Raw genomic sequence first — 20,575 nt, forward strand, 5'->3', positions numbered from 1 at the left:
TCTTTTAAACCATATTGATCAATGTAGCTAAGATCTCATCTACTTTGCTTATATATTTAGCAGCCGAATTATAGGCCTGCTGGTATTTAATCAAATTTGCCATCTCTTCATCCAGTGAAACACCGGAAATACTTCTATCAAGGGCTGTCAGCTGTTTGATCACAGCTTCCTGATTGGACTGCATCTCCTGGGCCCTTTTTGATTCTGCCCCCACAGTAGAGATGATAGTTCTAAAATATCCTTCTGCTGTTGTACCCTCTATTATCTCTTCTCCAGAAAAAAGATCTGCTAAATAGCTGGCATTGTCACCACTTCCCGAAAAAGAGGTTGTGCCTATCTCAACACTGCCCGGCTCTTTAGCAATCAGATCAAAGTCTCCTTGACCAGGCTCAACAAAAGTCCCTTGTTCAGAATCAAAAGCTGTGCTTGCTCCTTTTTCAACGGTAATTGTATCTAACTGCTCTCCAGCCAGTTCTGAAATAGTGATCTCAAATTCTTGCCCATTATCTTTAATATCAACCGTATAATCTCCTGCTGTATCAGGACTTAGATTTTCTACAGTCAATTTGGCCGGGTCACTGCTGTAATTACCAGCAGCTATTTTACTTAAGCCACCTTCCTGCTGAATCTGATTGCTGATCTCTAAACCTGCAACCCTATTCCCCTCTTCAAGCTGAGAAATATCGCGGAAGAAATTAGCTCCCTGATTACCCTCACTATCATAACCTGAGCTGTGGCGCTGGTTAAATTCTCCAACTATGGCTTCAGCCAGCTTTTCTAATTCAGCCCGGTAAAAACCTATCTCATCTTCACCCCTCAGCTGCAGCATAGCTGCTGTTTTACCACCTGTGATCTTAAGCTCATCATTTGAGCGGCTGTGGACTATCTCGGTCTGGTTTTCTCCCTCACCAGCCTCTGCCTTAAGTTCATAGTTATCAGCACCATTAACTATCTCCCTGCCATCAGTTGAAATGATTAGATTACCAAGCTCATCTTCTCTGCTCTGTACATTAAGCAGTTCATTTAGCTCTTGATAAAGGGCATCCCTCTCATCTAAAAGATCATTGGGGTTTTGATTTGAACCCTTAACAGAGATGATCTGATTATTTAAATTCGCAATTCTACTGGTGGTTAAATTGATCTCATCTACAGCATTACTGAGATTATCATCAAGGCTGCTTTGATAATCAGCCAGCTGTTTATCAACACTCTGAAAAGCATCTATCATTGTTTTAGCATTTTCTCTGACCATGTTGCGGGCTGCACTATCATCGGGATTATTGCTTAAATCCTGAATAGCATTCCAGAACTCATCGATAGAAGTACTGATTCCCGATTCAGATGGTTCATTTAAAATAAATTCAACTCTTTCTAAACCCTGGTTCATCTGTTCCCAATAAGCTGAACTCTGTTTTTCAGATGCCAGCTGAGAATTGATAAAATTATCTTTAACCCTCTCTATATTTTCAATCTCTACCCCAGTTCCCATCTGTCCATTAGAAAAAGAAGTTTTAAGACCGGGTTTTGTATAGGGATCAGTAGCTGACTGAACAGCACGCTGTTTATTATAGTGTTCATTATTTGCATTTGCCATATTATGACCGGTAATATCAAGCGATTTACGCTGGGTTTCTAAGGCCCTTAAACCGATCTCTAAGCCACCAAAAGTACTCATCTTAATCGTCCTTCCCTTTTAACCCTGCTGATTTAAAATCCGGGGTTGGTTTTGTTCTGCTGTTGGTCTGGAATAGGTTGTTTGATCTTCTAAATTATTTAAAATACTCTGCAGTGAAAGCTGATTAAGCTCTAAAGCCTGTTTTAAAAGCAGCTGATTCTGCTTATTTAAAGAATTAAATTCTTCGGTTAAAGAAAGCAGTTCTTCCCTTAAAGGATTAAGCTCTGCCGACCAATCTGCAGGCAGCTCCTTTAATAAAGCTGAATAGCTGTCCTTATCTTCCTCGATCTTGAAGGCTTTTTTAATCTCTGCAATTGTTTTTGTTCTCGCTAACTCTTTGTCCTCAATCAGAGGTATTATCTTTTTGTCTATCTCTACCTCTTCAAGTAGCTGGTCTATATCATTATTCAAAAGGGCCTCATTTTTAGCTTGAGCCGCCTGAAAAAGCTTTTGATAAAGTTCTTTTTCTACTCTTAAGATATCTGCCAGCCTTGTTTTTAATTCACTCATTTTTACACCTACTCATCTTTTTTTAAGATAGATTCAGCAATTTTTTTGCTGTCGACCTCATAAGTACCGTTATCAAGCTCTGCTTTAATAGCCATGACCTTTTCTTTTCTCAGCTGAGGCTGTTTAGCAAGTTCTTTTTTAGCTGTAATGATTTCTTTTGCTTCTTTTGAAATCTGCATTTTATCATTCTGCACCTTTTTGTCTGCCGTATTTTCATTCTGCTGACTCTGTTTTAAATATTGAGTAATTTTATTCAAATTGAGGTTGTGGTTATTATTATCAATTTTCATCCTTATAACCTCCCGTGTTACATTTTCACTTTAACTTTCTATTAACATTATCGTCAGTCTTTGTTTTTTGTTAAATAAAAACTACAGCTTTAAAAACTTTATTCGAGCTTTAAGCAGACTTTAAATGACTTTAACTAAGTTTTAAACCCTTTTTGCTTAATATTTCTCTTTATTTTAGCCAAATATCATTTTCTTTTAAAACGATCTCTTAAAAACATCTCACTACCTTTTTTCTTTTTTTCTTTATCCTCTGCTTTATTACTTTGGTCTATCTCACTGATCAGCTTGTTTTTACAGCTGCTGCAGAACTTACCGGAGCTTATTTGGGCTCCACAGCGTTTACAGTTTAAACTGTGATTAAGCTCTATACCTGTTTCTTCTAACCTCTGATCCCGCATGAACTTAATAATCAGCTCCCTCTCCACCCCAGTTCCTTCTACAACCGCTTCTATTGTTGACTTGGGGTTTTCATAAAGATATTCTTTAACCAACTCGAATTTTTCTTCCTCACTTTCTCTGCAGTCAGGACAGACCTTAGAGGTAGTGGAATTAAAGAGTTTACCACATTCCTTACAGTTTGCTAATCCCATCTTTTTCAGCTCCTTTTTAATTTAATTGCTTAAAATAGTATTTTTTTAGAGGTTTTTCGACAAAAATATAGAATAATATTCAATAAGAGTTTTTTATTGCTAGATATTTTTAAGGCTTAAAGTTGAGGAGGTAGGCTATGTATAAAATAATGATCTGTGATGATTCGGCATTTATGAGAAAAATTTTTTCCGATACAATAGAAAAAGATCCTGAACTGGTGGCCGAAATAAAGGCTTTTAATGGTCAGGATGCTCTGAGAAAACTAAAAAGAACAAAAATAGATCTGGTGCTGTTGGATATTGAGATGCCCAAATTAAATGGACTGCAGACCCTAGAAAAAATAAAGGCTGAATATCCTCAGCTGCCTGTTATAATGGTCAGTGCTCTTGATGAAAGAGAAAATGTCTTTAAAGCTCTAGACCTGGGAGCCTTTGATTTTATAGCAAAACCTTCTGGTACTACCTCACTCAATATAGATTCGATTAAAGATGAGCTTTTGAGAAAGATCAAAGCTGCCCTCAAAAGCAGTAAGGCACATACAAATAAAAAAGAAAAACAATCCAGCCCCCAAAAACAAAGTCAGATCAAGGTTGTTGCTGTTGGTTCTTCTTCTGGAGGACCAAAGGCCCTCAAAAAACTTTTTTCTGAAATCCCAAATAACTTTCCAGCTGCCTTTGTAATCGTCCAGCATATGCCGGCAGGTTTTACCAAAACCCTGGCCGAGCGCTTAGACAGGATCTCAGGCCTTAAAATAAAAGAGGCGGCAAAAGGAGATAAGATCAAAGCAGGTACCGCTCTTTTAGCACCTGGTGATTACCACCTGGAATTTGATGCTAAAGGAAGGGTTGAATTGAACAAAAAAGCCCGCAAACATGGGGTCCGTCCCTGTGTTGACTATATGATGACAAGTTTAAGCAGAAAATTTTCCGGTCCCCAGCTTTTAGGGGTAATCTTAACCGGAATGGGTCATGATGGAGCAGAAGGTATGAAAAACCTTATCGAACAAGGTGCCTATGGAATAATCGAGTCAAGAGAAACAGCCCTTGTTTATGGTATGCCTGCTGCTGCAGCCAAGCTTGATGCCTATGATGAAATCCAACCCTTAGATAATATCGCCAGCAGAATCATAGAATTAGTGGAGGGATAAAATAATGAGCATAGAATTTAGTGAATTTAAAGACCAGGCCAAAAAAGTTTTGAAGATAAATTTTGACGGTTATAAGATAGATCGGGTAGAAAGAAGAACCAAAAGCCTGATGAACCGCCACGACATCCAAGATTTTAGTGAATGTCTTGAACTGATCAAAAGTGATGATCAATTTAGAGATGCCTATTTAAATCATTTTACCATCAATACCTCTGAGTTTTTTAGAAATCCAAAGAACTTTAATTTTTTAGAAAAAAAGATTTTCCCCAAGCTTTTTGCCGAAAAAAGAAAGGTCAGAATCTGGAGTGCCCCTTGTTCAAATGGCTCTGAACCATATACCCTGGCCATAATCTTAAAGGAATTGAATATTAGATCAAGCTCTTTCGAAATAGTTGCCAGTGATCTTGATAAAACAATCCTCAAAGAAGCCAAAAAGGCAGTTTATAAGGAAAGCTCTATCAAAAATGTGCCTAAAAAACTCTTAAATAAATATTTTGAAAAAATAGATAAAAGAAACTATCAGCTGAGCCCTGAAATAAAAAGTCAGGTCAGCTTTGAACAGCGTGATCTGATCAATAAAGACTTCGCTGATAACTGGGATCTGATCTTAAGCCGCAACTTTTTTATCTATTTGACCAAAGAAATGAAAGATCAGCTGATCAAAAAATTCATCAATGTTTTAAATGAAGAAGGTTATCTCTTTCTTGGTAATACAGAATATATCTTTAATCCCAAAAAATATGGGCTAGAAAAACTTTATCAGTCCTTTTATATCTACCGCTAAATTATTTACTCTGCAGCTGTTCTAGCAGAGCTCTGTTCAGTTCTGAAAGCAGGCTCTGTTGGCCAGCCATCTTACTGTACTCCCTGTAAAGCATATCATCAAAAACCTCTTCTGCATAACCACCATCCAAAAGTCTATTCTCATCGTTTAAAGTATTTTTCATAGCAGAAAACATCTGCTGAATCAAAACAGAAGTGAACTCTTCAACCGCTTCTTCCAGCTCTGCCTGATCACCACTTTTCGTCTGAACTTTCTTTTCTAAAGCCTTGTTTTCTACCTGCTGCCGCTCAAAGTTTAAAGCCTGTAGGTCATTTCTAATCTCCACCATTTCTCCTCCTTTAGCATAATCATCTAATTTTAAAAACTTCGATCAGGCCTTATTAAAAAGGCTAAGACCTGATCAAAGTCTAATTTATTGTAGTTCTAATTCTGCATGTAGGGCTCCAGCATTATCAATTTTTTGAATAATTGAGATTATATCTCTGGGGGTTGCACCGATCGCATTTAAGGCAGCCACCAGATCATCGATAGCATTATCCTGTCTAACAACTATCAGATTGCTTTCTTCACCCTCATCAACTTCGATTTCTACATCTTCTGTAATCACGGTTTCTCCATCAGTAAAAGGTAATGGTTGAGTTACCGTTTCTTCGGTTCTAATCCTAACCGATAAATTACCATGGGCAACCGCCACAGTTGAAATTTGCACATTATGACTAAAAACAACAGTTCCTGTTTTTTCATCTATCACAACCTTAGCCATCAGATTTGGCCTTACCCTAAGGCTGTTAACCTCTGCTACAAATTCAACAACTCCACCCCTATAATCAGCCGGCATACTGAGATTAACCGTAGAATGATTTTCAGCCTGGGCCACATCACTGTCAAAATTATCATTGATGCTTTCGGCTATTCTAGATGCTGTTTTAAAATCAGGATTGGCCAAAATATAGCTAATATTGTTGGCATCTAAAACCGAATTAAGAGATTTCTCTACAATAGCTCCACCTGGTATCTTGGCTACAGTAGGGTGGTTCTTTCTTTGAGCTGCCCCACCAGCTTCAATATTATAGCCACCAATACTAATTGGGCCCTGAGCTGAGGCAAAAACCTCACCATTTGGAGCCTGCAGTGGAGTTAAAAGCAGGGTTCCACCCTGGAGGCTGTTGGCATCACCGATTGAACTTACATTAACATCTATCTCATCTCCCTGATGAACAACAGGGTCTAATGATGCTGTAACCATCACAGCTGCTATATTATTGCTGACAATCTGGTCTTCTCCCACAAAAACACCGAAGTTCTGCAGCATATTGGCAATACTCTGAAGTGTTGATTGACTGCGGGACGAATCACCACTACCATTTAAACCGACAACAATCCCATAACCGATCAGCTGATTGCTGCGCATCCCCTTTAATCTGGTAATATTACCTATTTCCACCTGGGGATTATTGGCTGCGGCTGAAGAACTGAAGAGCAAAAAAATGAACGATATTATAAATAGCTTTAATAAAAATCTGCTTTTGTTTGCTTGCAAAATATCCCCTCTTTCCCTAAGGACTTAAAAACTTTATTTAAAAAGCAAAGCAATCTCTACTTTAACTTTAAGCGAAGTTAAAAAATTCTATTAAAAAATCTGCTTAAGAGTCCCTGACGCTGTTTATCTCCTACTGTACCTTCTCCCTGATATTCTATATTGGCTTCGGCAACCCTTTTCGAAGAAACCTCATTATTGAAGTTGATATCATTGGCTCTGATAACTCCTTCTAGTTTTATCTCCTGAATTTCTCCATTTATCTTAACAGTCTTGGTGCCGACAATTTTTAGATTACCATTTTCCTGTAATTCTGTGATCCGGGTCGTAATATCCGCTTCTAAGGTACCACTGCGCTGAGTAGCACCATCTGCTGATTGAGAATCAGAATAACTGAAATCAAAAAACGGGATAAAATCCAGCAGACCAGAGCTGCTTGAAGAGTAGTTGCTGTCCTGACTTGCATCTGAATTTGCACTCTGCACTGCATTTGCATTTTCTTCTATTACTACGGTAATTATGTCACCAACATTATAATTTGGATAATCTTGATATAAGCCACTAGCTTCTTCACTCCAGAGTGATACTGCTGAAACAGAGCTGCCAGCTAAAAAAACAATGATTAAGATCATGATCAAGCTTTTTCTCTTTAACATAAACTCACCTCGATTTATTTAATGGGCCTTTTCAACCTCTGAAGCAGAGATTATCCGGGCCTGAAACCTGTATCCACTATCAATATTTTCTACAGTTATCAAATCTCCAACAGTCCCCCTGCCCCTTGCTTCTACAGTGGCACTGAGGCTGACACTATTGAGCTCCATATTTAGCCTTAATTTATCTCCCCACTCAACAACATAGGGGTCTTTGAGATCTCTCAAACTGAGCAGATCACCTTTGCGAAGTGTTCTTCTCAATTCTTGACCGGTCAGCTGAGCATCATTCCATTCTCTCAGCTGCTCATCAGCATTAGCAAAAAGCTTTTTTTCTTCACTGATAAAATCAGCTTCTGTGATTATAGTTCCATAAGCTAAATTCCGAGCTGCAGTTAAAGCAGTTGTTTTAAGGCCAAGTTTGAAATTATAAAAAAGGCGTTTTTCTACCCTTTCCCCAATCACTATTTCCAGGGGAAGATTATTTCTACCAAATGAAGCAGAAAAATTATCTGCTATCCTGAACCTATAATCACCAGCAGCAATCTGCTCATCTTTGAGTTCACTTATGGTTTCTATAATAACTTGAGAGTCTTCTCGCTTCACTTCAGATTCTAGATAAGATTTGATAAAAGACTCTATTTCTGCTGCTTCAATTATCTGGCTCTGCCGCTCAACCCTAACCCGTTTGGGCATTAAAAGCTCAAAATCAGCCTCTGAATAACCAAGTGATTTGATCGAAAGTTCAATTAAAACCCTGTTAATATTTTTGGCATAACCAGCTCTAGGAGCTGTTGAAATTTCAAGTCTCTGCAGTTCTTCTAGTTCTGCTTTTTCTCCTGAAAAAGAACTTACTGCAGCTATTTCTGCTAAGGTTATCTGATCTTTGCTCACCCTTTCTACAGCTGCAATCCTTATTTCAAAGGCAGCTGCCGGTAAAGCTAAACAGAGCATAATTAGGGTTAAAACAATTATTTTTTTCAACTTTATCTACCCCTTTATGATCAGCGTTTTATCTGATTGGCAGTCTGCAGCATTTCATCTGAAGCCTGGATTGTTTTTGAGTTCGATTCATAGGCTCTTTGGGCTGCGATCATATTTACCATCTCTTCTACAACCTTAACATTTGACATCTCCAAAAAACCTTGTAAAACAGTTCCATAACCTTCCTGGCCCGGAGTACCTGCCAGAGCCTGGCCTGAAGCTGCAGTTTCTGTATAAAGGTTCCTACCATCACTGGAAAGCCCTGCAGGATTGGAGAAATTATAGAGCTCTAACTGGGCAACATTCTGACTTTGTCCGGCTGAATTAATAATATTAACCGAACCATCTGAGGTAATAGTGATTTCCCTTGCATCCTGAGGAATATTTATCTGTGGTGAAAGGCTGTAACCATCTGAAGTAACTACCTGACCATTACTGTCTATTTTAAAAGAACCATCTTTGGTATAGGCAAAGCTTCCATCAGGTCTTTCCACCCTAAAAAAGCCATCTCCTTCTACAGCCATATCCAGATCATTATCAGTATTTGTGATATTACCCTGGGAAAATATTTTTTGGGTACTGTTGATTCTAACCCCATGTCCCATCTCTGTACCGGTGGGTATTTCTGCTCCCTGAGCATTTGGTGTACCTGCCTGGCGGAGATTACTGTAGATCAAATCAGCAAAATTAAGCTTTGATTTTTTAAATCCACCTGTATTAACATTTGCCAGGTTATTAGAAATAACATCTATATTTGTCTGTTGAGAATTCATTCCGGTTGATGCTGTCCATAATGCACTTATCATATTTTACACCCCTAATTTAATTTTTTTAAAATTCTGCCGTATCTATCGGTCAACGGCAGGTGAGGGCTTCCTTTTCAGGTCCGGCCCAAAATAATTTTTTAAATCTTAAGTGATAATAAATTAGGCCTGTCCAAGTTCATTGATAGCCATATTTAAATTATCATCGATACTCTGAATAACCTTCTGATTTGATTCGTACTGCCTGGTTGTTTTGATCATATTAACCATCTCTTTAACTATCTCAACATTAGAGTTCTCTAAGTGTCCCTGGACTATTATAGCTTCTGACTGCTGAGGAGGCTCTGCTTCTTCCGGCAGTTGAAAAAGGTTATTCCCCTCTGAGATAAGTTGATCTTGATCTGCAAAGCTCATTAAGGCTATCTGACTGCCTTCTAGACCATTATTAAAAGTAATTTCTCCATTAGCCGAAATTATGAAGTCTTCTCCATCTATGAGCTGTATGCGCTGACCATTAGTGTCTAGGAGAGCCTGGCCGTTCTGATTAACTATCTCAGAACTGCTGTTTAAGCTGAAATTACCATTTCTGCTGTAGCGGATACCAGCTTCTGTTTCCAGCATAAAATAGCCATCACCCTGAACTGCCAGATCAAGTTTATTGCCTGTTGCTTTAAGATGGCCTTGGCTGCTGTCCCTAAAGCTGTGGTCGAGAAAAGCACCGGTGGAAATGGAATTAAGAGTCTGTGCACCTTCACTATCGATTCTGTTTAAGAGCATTTCTGGAAAAGATGCACTAACAGTATCCTGTCTTTTAAATCCATCTGTATCGGTATTGGCCAGATTATTGGCAGTTATGTCTGATTTCTTTTCTAAAAGATTCATCGCTGAAGCTGCTGTATATAGACCTTTGATCATCTTTTTTCACCTCCTTATTCTACAATCTGTCTTAGTTCTTTGTTGACCTCACTGAAAACAGAGCTTGAAGTTTTATTACTGATTATCATTTTATCTCTTTTGCTTAAAAGCTGTACACCTGGATATATGATTTGATTAACCTTAATAATCGATTTCTGGGAGCTTTTTAACTCAGCTTTTAATTCTTTATTTTCTTTTTGCAGTTCATTTTTTCTTTTTTCCATTTCTAATTTTGTTTTATTTAGTTTTTTAAATAACTCTATTTTTTGGGGAGATAGCTCAACCCCCTTTTCTACTGCTTCCTTTAAAATATTAAGGCTTTTGGCTATCTTCTCTAAGTTCTCCGAGAGCTTTGCCAGTTCTTTTTCATTTTCACTTAAGGTGTTTTTCATTTCTGAGCCTAAACCGATAACTATTTTGGTTTTAGTAGCAAGGTTAGAACCGATAATATTAGCTTCTATCTTATTTCTAGCTGTCACCTTACCACCAACTATGACCCCTTTACCTGCAGTAACCTCAACACTATCTTTGGCTCTGACTTGACTGTGCATGATCGACTTGTAGACCGTGACATTGTTTGCCTTGACCTCTGCATTTTCTATAAAACCTGCCTTAAGATCTCCTTCTGCTTTAATTTTTCCTTTATTTCTGCCTATAAAGCCCTTTTTGATCAGTACATTAGCTCCTGCCTCGATATTCGAGGCCCCAACATTACCTGCTATTTCTACATCTCCATCTGCTTTGATGACAAAACCTGCTTTAACATTACCATTGATTTTAACACTACCTACAAAATCAATATTACCTGTTTCTAGATCAAGATCTCCATTGACCTGGAAGATAGGTCTTAATTTAACCTTCTGCTTATTTACTACCACCTGACCATCTTTGGCCGCATAAATACTCTGCTCTTTTTTAACTGTATTTTTTATCTTAGGTAATTTAGCTTCTTTGAGTGGTGGTGGATCTACCTCTTCAGCAAAAATATTTATACCTTTTTCCCCAGGTACTGGATCAATTTTTGTGATTATCTTTTCACCAACCCTGACATTATTGATAAGATCACGAGAAAAATAATTGATACTGCCATCTTCACGTTTTATGCCGGCTTTTTTCTCTTTTTCTTGAAAGTGATAAATCAACTTACCATCTTCACCTTTTATTGGCTTTTTACCTTCTGCAATTAACTTATCGAGCACCGGATCTCTTCTCTTAACTATTTCTTTGATGGTCTCCTCTTTAATCCCATATTTAATGCCTTTTTCGGCCAGCAGTTCCTGAATAGATTCTAAACTGATCTTCTCACCATTTTGACCGGGACTAAAATCTATTTTAAGCTGCATTTTATCTTGAGAAAGCTTCAATTCTATTTCATCATCAACCTCTATTTCTAGCTTATCTTCATTATTTTTTGCTTTATTATCTTCCATCGCTCTCTATCCTCCTCTAAGCTCAGCAATTAAAAATACTCTTTAGATCTAGACAGCATTCCCCGCAGCCGTCTGATAGTTTTGCTGTGAATTTGTGATATTCTAGCAGTTGACAGCTCAAGAATTTCAGCTATTTCTGCCTGGGTTAATTCTTCATAATAATAAAGGCTTAAAATTAATCTTTCTCTTTCTGAGAGAAGATCTATTTTTTCAGCCAGCAGTTTTATAGCTGCTTGTTTATTTAAAGATTTGATAGCACTCTCTTCAGGAGCAGAAAGAAGATCTATCAGTTCTACCCCATCATATTCTTTGGATAAAGAAAGCCATTCTGACATCAATTTCTTTCTTTCTATTTTTTTAATTCTCTTCTTTTTTATCCCACTTATCTGCTCCAATTCGGCCTCACTCGGCAGCCTACCTTTTTCTGCCTTGAATTCTTCTTTCTTTTCTTTAAGTATTTTAAGCTCCCGCCGCATATTGCTGGGCAGCCAGTCTTTATCTCTTAAGTAATCATATATTTCACCCTTGATTCTGGGTAAGGCAAAGGTAGAAAACTGAAGTCCTCTTTTGGGATCAAAATTATCGATTGCTTCTATTAAACCGATAATCCCATAACTTTCCAGGTCTTCACTTCTGATATGATCTGGCAGCATGATCATTATCCTGCCAACTGCATATCTAACCAGATTAAGATGTTTTAAAATTAATTCTTCTCTGGCTGAAGCATCATTTTGCTCTTTAAATTTATGCCATTTTTCTCTTTCTATAGCCATAATTATCTTCCTTTAATCAAATTTGTATTGATCAACATTATCAACTTTTTGATCTTCAGTATCTATTTCTTCTTTAAGCTCCTCGCTTTTAAGCTCAGCACTGCTCTGATAGTCTTTATATAAATAATACAGCAGTTGGAGAAGACTTAATAATATAAACGCAGTTAAAAAATAGCGAATTCCGCTTAAAAAAACTAACTTCAAATTTCTAAAATTTAAGAGCTGATAGATAATCGAGCTTGAATAAAATAATAAGGCTCCAACGAGCGAATTCAAGACCATCTTAATTCAAACCTTTTTGCCTATTTTTTCTCTGGTAGGCAAATATCCACTGAATGATATTTTCTCTGCTTTGACGATCAATGTCTTTAAATTCCAGACCATAATTATATTCTTTAATATTAATAATATTTTTTCTAACTATTACTGCTTCAATCAATTTGTCATTAGATGTCATCCTCTTTAGATCCAAGAGCAGTTCTTCTCCTTCAGCAAATTTTTTCTGACTTTTAATACCTACTCCACCACCACTAATATTTAATATCTCAGCTTTAAAGCTTTTTTCTTGATCTGCTTGATAAATATCTATTCTCCCACTTATCTCTAAGCGGAAATGGTCCCGGCGCTGAATTCTCTGATAAGATTTTGGCTTTTCGATCAAAAGTAGGGCCAGGGGTTTACTGCTTCTTCTTAAAACTTTTGACTCAAATTTATAGACTGCTCTTTCTGTTTTTAAATAAACCCTGATTCTGCGGTTCTTTTTGATCGCCAATGGTAACCCATCTTTAAAAAGACCGGTTATGATAATCCCTTTTTCTATGATATCAGCCAGTTTAGACAGATATGTTCCTTTATAATTGCCTGTCAAAACTTCAACTTCTATTTTTTGATTTATCTCTAAAATATCCATTATCTCAACTCCAGCAGCTGTTAATTATTTTTCTTTAAAAAACCAAGCATCTTGAAAAAATAGCTTTTGATCCCGGCCCTTTGTTTTTTTTCGCCAGTTAGTTGATAGGCTATTCTCTCTATCTCTTTTGCCGCATCAGAATTTTTATAGATCTCACAGAAAAGCTCTTGTTTATGAACAGCCTTGCTCATATTCCTATCATAGGCTATTATACCCAGGACATCGAGCTCTAATTCTAAATACCTTGCAACCGTTTTTTTCATTCTTTTGCTTATCTTATCAGCTTGACTTTTCTTTTCACTCTGATTGATCAAAATATTAACTGAGCGTTTATAATCATGATTAGAAAGTATTTTAATCAAACTATAGCTGTCCATAATTGAGGTAGGCTCTGTTGTTAAGATCATAATCAGCTCTTCTGCAGCCAGGATGGTGCTGATTATATTCTGTGATGCTCCAGCTCCAAGATCAATTAAAACAAAATCAAAATCTTTTTCCAGTTCAGCTCCGATATTCATTAATTTATGAACGGTTTTATTCTGAACATTGATAAAGCTGTCATCACCTGTGATCCCACTGAGAAGTTTTATCCCTGCCGGTCCCTCTACCAGAGCATCTTCTAAACTACATTCTCCCCTCAGCAGATGCCCTAAATCATAGGAGGGCTGCACCCCGAGTAATATATCAAGGTTGGCCATCCCTATATCACTGTCAATAACCAGAACTTTTTTGCCTATTTTGCTGAGTTGGTAGGCGAAATTAGCCGTAAAAGTTGATTTGCCCACTCCACCCTTACCACTTGCCACAGCAATGGTTCTGGCATTACTGTTCATTCCTTTTAGTATTGCTTCCCTATTTTTTTCGTTGACAATTTCTTTTAGCTTAGCTGCCTGATTAGCCATAAATATCATCGAATAAATATTCGAAAAGATTTTCTGCGTCAGCAGTTTTAATATCTTCTGGCACATCCTGGCCGAAGGTTAAATAGGAATAGGGAAGTTGATAATTCTCTCTGATATTGATAATATCACCATAGCTCCTTGTTTCATCTAGTTTTGTCAGCAGTATTTTATCAGGGCTGACCTCACTAAAGGAATTGATAATATGTTTTAAATCTCTGCTTTTGGTGCTCATACTTAAAAGCAGATGAACCTCATCTATCAAGTCAGGCCTTGTATATGCTTTTAACTCTGCTAATTGTTCTTCTTTTCTCCAGCTTCTACCAGGTGTATCAACAAGTATTATGTCATAATCTTTAAAACGTTCATTGATCATCTTCTCCAATTTAGAACTGCTGTAACAGACCGCAAAAGCTATATCCAATATATCAGCATAGGTTCTCAGCTGTTCTACAGCAGCTATTCTATAGGTATCAGCTGTTATTAAAGCCGCTTTTTTATTTTCGTTGATCACAAAATCTGCTGCTAATTTAGCCATAGTTGTTGTTTTCCCTACTCCTGTAGGTCCAACTAGAGCAATCACCTTCTGAGCTGTTTTAGAATTATTTAGATCTTGGATAAAATAATCTCTAAAAAACTCTTTTAATTCGGTTTTGAAATCCTCTCCCTCGACAGAACTTCCTGCTTTGATCTCTCTGATCAATTTGTTTACAATTCTGCTTTCAACTCCCTGTTCTAAAAGATAATTATAGAGCTGATTTTCATCCTGGAGCTGAATATCTTTAAAATCATTAACAGTGCTTTTAGCTTTAACTTTTTGCTTTTTGGAATTAGATTGCTGCTTTTCTCTTCTAGTGTTTTTAGCTTTTTCTTCTGCTCGATAATGTTCCATAGCTTTTTTGAAATCACGGCTGCTTTTTTTGGAGCCAGAAATTTCTATTGTATCTGTCTCACTTTGCTCATTTTTTTTCTCTGCTCCCATTTCAGTGTTTTGGATCTCATCGATAAACTCTTTGATCGCATTTTTTGATTCTGGATTCGGGTTGGCTGTTTTTGGCTCTTCTAAAGCTGCCAGAACCTCAAAAACTGTTTTACCAAAAAAACCGAAAATACCACCTTTGTTATATTTTCTTTTTTCTATGATAACCGCCTCTGGTCCCAGATCGGCTTTAACCTGAAAGATTACATCCTGCATATTTTCTCCACTGTATTTTTTTACTTTCATTTACTTGACCACTCCCTGTACCTGTAGATCAATCGAAGGCTCTAGTTCATTAAAAGAAAGTACAATTAATTCGGAAAAACTTCTATTAACCAGCTCTTTAAGCGGCTTTCTGATCATCGGTGAAGTTAAAATGATCGGTTCATAGCCAGATTCTAATAAATTTTTGGCCTGATTGACTATTTTATTGATCAAATTTTGGGCCTGAGCTGGGGCTAAAGATAAATAATTACCCTGATCTGATTGATCCAAAGAATTGATAAGCTCTTCTTCTGTTTCTGGATCGATTGTAAATACGTTAAGCAAATTATTTTTGCTAAACTGATTGCTGATCTGTCTCGATAGACCCTGCCTTACATATTCAGTTAAAATATTGATATCATTTGTTCTGCCTGCATGGTCAGCAAGGGTTTCTAAAATCAAAACCAAATTTTTAATCGGAATTTGTTCCCAAAGCAGGTTCTGCAGAACCTTCTGAATCTGACCTAAGTTCATCAAATCAGGTATTAGTTCTTTAACAACCGCCTCATTATCTTCTTTAACATTATCTATTAACTTTTTAACATCTTCTCTACCTAAAAGTTCTGAGGCATGTTTTCTGATAATCTCGGTTAGGTGAGTTGCCATCACCGAGCCTGGATCAACAACAGTATAGTTTGCCATCTCAGCCCTATCTCTCTGTTCTGAATCTATCCAGAGGGCAGGAGTATTAAAAGCAGGCTCTTCAGTTTCTATACCCTCGATTTCTTCTAAGGTATTACCTGGATCCATGGCTAAAAATTTATCAACCTGAATTTTATACTGGCTGATCTCTACCCCCCTTAATTTGATCTTATAGGTGTTAGGATTAAGCTGTAGATTATCTACTATCCTGACCGAAGGCAGTATTATACCTAATTCAACTGCAATTTGTTTTCTGATATTATTGACCCTATCCAGAAAATCTCCCCCCTGTTCAGGTAAAACCAGAGGAATCAAATTATAGCCGACCTCTATTTCTAATTTATCAACCTTGATCAGCTCTTTTACTTCTCTAGCTTCTCTTTCTTTTTGCTCTGCAGCTGTCAGTTGAGTCTGCTGATCTTTTTCTGCTGCTTCTTTTTCCATTTCTGCTGGAGCTTTTTGAATTAATAAATAGGCAATCGAAGCAATTAAGACCGACAAGACAATAAAGGGTAGAGTTGGCAGCCCGGGTACAAAGCCCAGAACCAAGAGCACTCCCGAAGCTACTAAAAGAGCTTTCGGCTGTTTTAAAAGTTGTTCTGTCATCTCATTTCCCATATTTTTTGTTGAAGCAGCCCTGGTAACTACCATACCTGTTGCAGTAGAGATTAAAAGGGCTGGAATTTGAGAAACAAGTCCATCTCCAACTGTTAATAAAATATATGTTTGTGAGGCCTGGGCAATATTCATATCCTGCTGCAGAACTCCAATTACAAGGCCACCGATAATATTGATAAAGGTAATAATTATCCCTGCAATCGCATCACCTTTAACAAACTTACTGGCACCATCCATAGCTCCATAAAAATCTGCTTCCTGACGGATTTTTTCCCTTTCTCTTTTGGCCTCTTTATCATCAATAACTCCTGCATTTAAATCTGCATCGATGCTCATCTGTTTACCAGGCATAGCATCAAGGGTAAACCTAGCTGCAACTTCTGCAACCCTTTCTGCACCTTTGGTAATTACCACAAATTGAATAATGACCAGGATTAAAAAGATGATCAGACCAACAACATAATTACCTCCAACTACAAAATCTCCAAAACTCATTATTATTTCTCCCGCATATGCCTGACCTAGGATCAATCTGGTTGTTGAAACATTTAGGCCCAGCCTAAAAAGGGTGGCAAATAATAATAATGATGGAAAAACAGAAAGATCTAAAGGCTCTACAGTATAGATGCTGACCAGAATAACTACCATAGAAAATGTTATATTGGCAGCTAAGAGCATATCCATCAAAACAGTCGGCATCGGGATGATAAACATAACAATGATGCTGACCACCATTAAAGCAAAAATTATATCCATATTATTTGTAATATTAGAAAGTACTGCTGTATTATCCAAAAGTAAAGTAAACCTCCATAACTCTAATAAATTTTAAGATGGCTGTCAGCTTAAATTGTTAAATTCAAACTAATAGCGGTCTTTTTCTCTAAAAATTCTGGCTAAAATTTCGGCAACTGCCTGATATAGTTCTACAGGTACCTGATCTCCTATTTCTGCCATCTCGTTGAGAGAACGAGCCAGGGGCTTATTCTCAACTATTTCTACCTCGGCCTCACGAGCTTTGGCCTTGATTTTTTGAGCAATTAAGCCTTCACCTTTGGCTATAACCTCAGGTGCTTCCATCTCTTCTAGATCAAATTTCAGGGCCACAGCAATATGGGTAGGATTTGTAATCACTACATCAGCATCAGGGATATTGCTCATCATCCTGTTCATACTCATTTCCCTTTGTTTCTGTTTTCTTTTCTGACGCAGCATGGGATCACCTTCCATCTCTTTACGCTCCTGTTTAACCTCATACTTTGACATTTTTAGGTCTTTATTGTGCTGCCAGCGCTGATAAAGCAGATCAAAGATCCCTAAGATGATCAGCAGAGCAATAATATTAAAACCCATCCTGCTGATTTGAGCTGCAATATTAACTAAAGATTCTTCTAGACCCAGCAAAGTGCTTTTTTCAAAAATTTCAAGGTTATTGATCAGATGTCTATAAGCTACAAAGCTGATCAAAGCTAATTTGAAAAGTGATTTTAATAGTTCTACCAGACCTCTGAGAGAAAATATTTTCTTAAACCCTTTAATCGGATCTATTTTTTTAAGATCTGGGACCAGCGGTTTAGCTGTAAAAAGGGCACCAATCTGAATAAAATTAGCCACAACTCCAGCTAGAGCAGTAAATGCCATGATGGGAAGAATTATCATCACCAGCTTAAAAAAAGCTTCATATAAAATTTGATAAGCACTAAAAGTACTCAAACCCTGGACAATAAAATCACTAAAATAATATCTAATTTCACCTAAGAGCTGAAAAATAATCCGCTGCATCAAAACATAAAGTACGGCAAAGCTTGTCAGCAGGGTTATCGCCTGATTGATCTCTTTGGCATTGGCAACATTACCTTCTTCTCTGGCTTCTCTTTTCCGTTTAGGGGTCGCCTCTTCTGTTTTTTCTCCTGTTCCATCATCAGGCATAATTATAACTCCTCTACTCTAAACTTAGTATTCTAAATAAATCTGGTATATCATGGATCAGCTCAAAAATAATCTCTCTAAAAAAGGTGTTCAAAACAGGTAATAATAAATAGAGCAAAAGCAGGCCCGCTAATATCTTTAATGGCAAACCAACTACGAAAAGGTTCATCTGAGGGACTGTTCTGGCCAAAAAAGCCAGAACAATATCTAAAAAGAAAATGGCTCCTGCAATCGGTAAAGCTATTTTTAAACCTAAGACGAACATATCTGCACTGCGGCGGAAAAAAAACTGCCAGAGCTGATTAGTAAAAAATATTCCCCTAGGTGGTATTATCAAAAATGATTCATGTAATAATCTGATCAAATAAAGATGGCCATTAACCGCCAAAAAGATCAGGGTCAGTAAGATATTCTTAAATTGACCGATAACAGGTGAGTTAAAACCACTAAAAGGGTCAACAACATTGGCGATCCTGTAGCCCATCAGCATATCAACAACTTGGCCGCCAAATTGAACCGCAGAAAAGATTAAAAAAACTAAAAAGCCCATCAAAAAACCGACAGCTGCTTCTGATATCAACTCCATTATCAAGACCAGATTTGAATTTGGATAAGCTGCCTCAAAGCTCCCGAGAAGAATTGGAAATGTTAGAACAGAAAGTGTTAAGACCAGCAGCACCTTGATTCGATAAAGTATCACCTGAGAACTAAAAATTGGGGTTATCATCATCATACCCAGATAGCGACTAAATATTAAAAAAAACAAATATAGATAATTATTAATCTCTAAAACTGCAGGCAAAACTGATCAGCCCCCTATATATAGGGCCAGGTTAGAAAAAAGGTTAATAGAATATTCTACTACTGTCCGCATTATCCAGCTACCTAAAAGGGCTAAAGCCCCTAAAACGGCAAATATTTTGGGCACAAAGGCCAGTGTCTGTTCCTGGATTTGCGTTGTTGCCTGAAATATTGCTACCATTAAGCCAACCATTAAACCAGCACCTAATACTGGCGCAACAACAAGCAAAACAGTATATATAGCATTCTGGCCTATTTCTAAAATCAATCCTTCACTCATCAAACTAACCCCCTACCAAAAGTCATCAGATTTTTAAAAAAGTGAACACATTTAAATTTTTAATTAAAGGTTTCTACCATCGAGGCAAGCAGCAGATGCCAGCCATCTGCTAAAACAAAAAGTAATATTTTAAAGGGTAATGAAATAATTACCGGTGGCAGCATCATCATTCCCATCGACATCAAAATACTGGCAACTATCATATCTATCATCAAAAAAGGAATATATAACAAAAAGCCAATTTGAAAAGCTATCTTAAGCTCATTCAGCAAAAAGGCTGGAATCAAAATATGAGTAGGAATATCAGCAGCCGTTTCCGGTCTCTCAATTTCGGCTAGATTAACAAAGAGGGTTAATGATCGTTCATCAACCTGATCTAACATAAAGCCTCTCATAGGCTGAACTGCATTATCAAAGGCTGTATCCATGGCAATTTCCTCATTTAAATAGGGCTGTATTGCCTGCTGATCAACCCCCTGCCAGACCGGAGCCATTATGAAGATTGTCAAAAATATTGCTATCCCAATCAAAACCTGATTAGGCGGCATATTCTGCAGAGCCAGAGCTCTTTTTAAAATCCCAAAGACTATTATTATCCTGGTAAAAGAAGTAAATAGGATGATAATTGCCGGGGCCAGTGACAAAACTGTCAGCAAAATTAAAATCCTCAAAGATAATACCAGATCTTCACCTTCCTGTGCTTCTCCAGTATTCATCTCAAAAGAAAACTCGGGCAGATTAAATTCCTGAGCCTCTCCGACTCTGACAAAACTTAAGAGCATGATCAGCAGTAAAAAAAGAACTAAAATATTATTTTTCATCCAGATCACTTTCCTGCTTCCGTTTAACTATCTCTTCTTTATCAAAACCCTGCAGCTTATTTAAAAAGGTCTGCTTAAAATTAAAGCTTTTTTCTTCAGAAGTTGAATCTTCTTCAAAATCGATATCCAGCTCAGCTTCAGGCCATGAATAAAGCCTCTGCAAACTCTCTTTGGTCCCACCAAGCAGGATGATCTCATCGAATATTTTGAGCAGATAAAGGGTTTCTCCATTGGCCAACCTCATACTATCTAAAACTTCCATCTCTTTAGTTTTGTTAAAGTTAACCCGATTTTTAAGAAAATAATATACAACCAGTATAAATGCAATTATTAAAATAAGGTAAAAAGTAATCTTAAACATTTCCCAGAAAAAATTCAT

Annotated in this window: 24 protein-coding genes; 2 read left to right on the plus strand and 22 right to left on the minus strand. The window is 37.2% G+C overall.

What is annotated here, in order from left to right; translation table 11 throughout:
* Positions 1-4: 4 nt before the first annotated feature.
* The 4 genes from flgK to LJ207_RS07535 form a co-directional block, all read right to left on the minus strand.
* Entirely contained in the window at positions 5-1,675 is a 1,671-nt protein-coding gene (gene flgK, locus LJ207_RS07520; protein ID WP_229345737.1) for a flagellar hook-associated protein FlgK, read from the minus strand.
* An 18-nt stretch (positions 1,676-1,693) separates the two neighbouring features.
* Positions 1,694-2,185 (minus strand): flagellar protein FlgN, encoded by a 492-nt coding sequence (locus LJ207_RS07525; RefSeq protein WP_229345739.1) that lies wholly within the window; start codon positions 2,183-2,185, stop codon positions 1,694-1,696.
* Positions 2,186-2,193: 8 nt separating this feature from the next.
* Positions 2,194-2,475: a flagellar biosynthesis anti-sigma factor FlgM gene (flgM, locus tag LJ207_RS07530; protein ID WP_229345741.1), complete on the minus strand. Its 282-nt coding sequence runs from the start codon at positions 2,473-2,475 to the stop codon at positions 2,194-2,196.
* Positions 2,476-2,660: 185 nt separating this feature from the next.
* Entirely contained in the window at positions 2,661-3,065 is a 405-nt protein-coding gene (locus tag LJ207_RS07535) for a flagellar protein (protein WP_229345743.1), read from the minus strand.
* Positions 3,066-3,202: 137 nt separating this feature from the next.
* On the opposite strand from LJ207_RS07535, the gene LJ207_RS07540 reads away from it, so the two are divergent.
* On the plus strand, positions 3,203-4,213 hold the full coding sequence (locus LJ207_RS07540; protein ID WP_229345744.1) for a protein-glutamate methylesterase/protein-glutamine glutaminase: 1,011 nt from the start codon (positions 3,203-3,205) through the stop codon (positions 4,211-4,213).
* 4 nt (positions 4,214-4,217) lie between these two features.
* Complete coding sequence (locus tag LJ207_RS07545; protein ID WP_229345746.1) at positions 4,218-4,997, plus strand: CheR family methyltransferase; 780 nt, start codon at positions 4,218-4,220, stop codon at positions 4,995-4,997.
* 1 nt (position 4,998) lies between these two features.
* Here LJ207_RS07545 and LJ207_RS12510 read toward each other — a convergent pair whose 3' ends face one another.
* The 18 genes from LJ207_RS12510 to LJ207_RS07635 form a co-directional block, all read right to left on the minus strand.
* A complete protein-coding gene (locus tag LJ207_RS12510) occupies positions 4,999-5,322 on the minus strand; it encodes a rod-binding protein (protein WP_229345747.1) in 324 nt (107 codons plus the stop codon).
* Positions 5,323-5,409: 87 nt separating this feature from the next.
* The gene (locus LJ207_RS07555; RefSeq protein ID WP_229345749.1) at positions 5,410-6,537 is read right to left on the minus strand and encodes a flagellar basal body P-ring protein FlgI; all 1,128 of its coding nucleotides are present in this window, start codon (positions 6,535-6,537) and stop codon (positions 5,410-5,412) included.
* Between the two features lie 77 nt (positions 6,538-6,614).
* Positions 6,615-7,190 carry a flagellar basal body L-ring protein FlgH gene (locus tag LJ207_RS07560; protein WP_229345751.1) on the minus strand — a complete coding sequence of 192 codons (576 nt, stop codon included), beginning with the start codon at positions 7,188-7,190 and terminating at the stop codon, positions 6,615-6,617.
* Between the two features lie 18 nt (positions 7,191-7,208).
* The gene (flgA, locus tag LJ207_RS07565) at positions 7,209-8,171 is read right to left on the minus strand and encodes a flagellar basal body P-ring formation chaperone FlgA (protein WP_229345752.1); all 963 of its coding nucleotides are present in this window, start codon (positions 8,169-8,171) and stop codon (positions 7,209-7,211) included.
* Between the two features lie 20 nt (positions 8,172-8,191).
* Positions 8,192-8,977: a flagellar basal-body rod protein FlgG gene (gene flgG / locus LJ207_RS07570; RefSeq protein ID WP_229345754.1), complete on the minus strand. Its 786-nt coding sequence runs from the start codon at positions 8,975-8,977 to the stop codon at positions 8,192-8,194.
* 120 nt (positions 8,978-9,097) lie between these two features.
* Positions 9,098-9,850: a flagellar basal-body rod protein FlgF gene (gene flgF / locus LJ207_RS07575; RefSeq protein ID WP_229345756.1), complete on the minus strand. Its 753-nt coding sequence runs from the start codon at positions 9,848-9,850 to the stop codon at positions 9,098-9,100.
* Positions 9,851-9,864: 14 nt separating this feature from the next.
* A complete protein-coding gene (locus tag LJ207_RS07580; protein WP_229345757.1) occupies positions 9,865-11,280 on the minus strand; it encodes a flagellar assembly protein A in 1,416 nt (471 codons plus the stop codon).
* Positions 11,281-11,309: 29 nt separating this feature from the next.
* Positions 11,310-12,053, minus strand: coding sequence for a sigma-70 family RNA polymerase sigma factor (locus LJ207_RS07585; RefSeq protein ID WP_229345759.1), 744 nt, complete (start codon positions 12,051-12,053; stop codon positions 11,310-11,312).
* A gap of 12 nt (positions 12,054-12,065) precedes the next feature.
* Positions 12,066-12,335: a hypothetical protein gene (locus LJ207_RS07590; RefSeq protein WP_229345760.1), complete on the minus strand. Its 270-nt coding sequence runs from the start codon at positions 12,333-12,335 to the stop codon at positions 12,066-12,068.
* 1 nt (position 12,336) lies between these two features.
* The gene (locus LJ207_RS07595; RefSeq protein WP_229345767.1) at positions 12,337-12,963 is read right to left on the minus strand and encodes a flagellar brake protein; all 627 of its coding nucleotides are present in this window, start codon (positions 12,961-12,963) and stop codon (positions 12,337-12,339) included.
* Positions 12,964-12,983: 20 nt separating this feature from the next.
* Positions 12,984-13,865, minus strand: coding sequence for a MinD/ParA family protein (locus tag LJ207_RS07600; protein ID WP_229345769.1), 882 nt, complete (start codon positions 13,863-13,865; stop codon positions 12,984-12,986).
* Positions 13,858-15,087, minus strand: a complete 1,230-nt coding sequence (gene flhF / locus LJ207_RS07605) for a flagellar biosynthesis GTPase FlhF (protein ID WP_229345771.1) — start codon at positions 15,085-15,087, stop codon at positions 13,858-13,860. The genes LJ207_RS07600 and flhF overlap by 8 nt, the downstream gene beginning before the upstream one ends.
* A complete protein-coding gene (gene flhA / locus LJ207_RS07610) occupies positions 15,088-17,121 on the minus strand; it encodes a flagellar biosynthesis protein FlhA (RefSeq protein WP_229345817.1) in 2,034 nt (677 codons plus the stop codon).
* Positions 17,122-17,229: 108 nt separating this feature from the next.
* Complete coding sequence (flhB, locus tag LJ207_RS07615) at positions 17,230-18,294, minus strand: flagellar biosynthesis protein FlhB (RefSeq protein WP_229345773.1); 1,065 nt, start codon at positions 18,292-18,294, stop codon at positions 17,230-17,232.
* A gap of 13 nt (positions 18,295-18,307) precedes the next feature.
* Positions 18,308-19,096 carry a flagellar biosynthetic protein FliR gene (fliR, locus tag LJ207_RS07620; protein ID WP_229345774.1) on the minus strand — a complete coding sequence of 263 codons (789 nt, stop codon included), beginning with the start codon at positions 19,094-19,096 and terminating at the stop codon, positions 18,308-18,310.
* Positions 19,097-19,102: 6 nt separating this feature from the next.
* Positions 19,103-19,375 carry a flagellar biosynthesis protein FliQ gene (gene fliQ / locus LJ207_RS07625; RefSeq protein ID WP_229345776.1) on the minus strand — a complete coding sequence of 91 codons (273 nt, stop codon included), beginning with the start codon at positions 19,373-19,375 and terminating at the stop codon, positions 19,103-19,105.
* Between the two features lie 59 nt (positions 19,376-19,434).
* Positions 19,435-20,196, minus strand: a complete 762-nt coding sequence (gene fliP / locus LJ207_RS07630; RefSeq protein WP_229345777.1) for a flagellar type III secretion system pore protein FliP — start codon at positions 20,194-20,196, stop codon at positions 19,435-19,437.
* The gene (locus LJ207_RS07635) at positions 20,186-20,575 is read right to left on the minus strand and encodes a FliO/MopB family protein (protein WP_229345779.1); all 390 of its coding nucleotides are present in this window, start codon (positions 20,573-20,575) and stop codon (positions 20,186-20,188) included. The genes fliP and LJ207_RS07635 overlap by 11 nt, the downstream gene beginning before the upstream one ends.

The sequence above is a fragment of the Halanaerobium polyolivorans genome, assembly GCF_020711195.1.
Taxonomy (GTDB): domain Bacteria; phylum Bacillota; class Halanaerobiia; order Halanaerobiales; family Halanaerobiaceae; genus Halanaerobium; species Halanaerobium polyolivorans.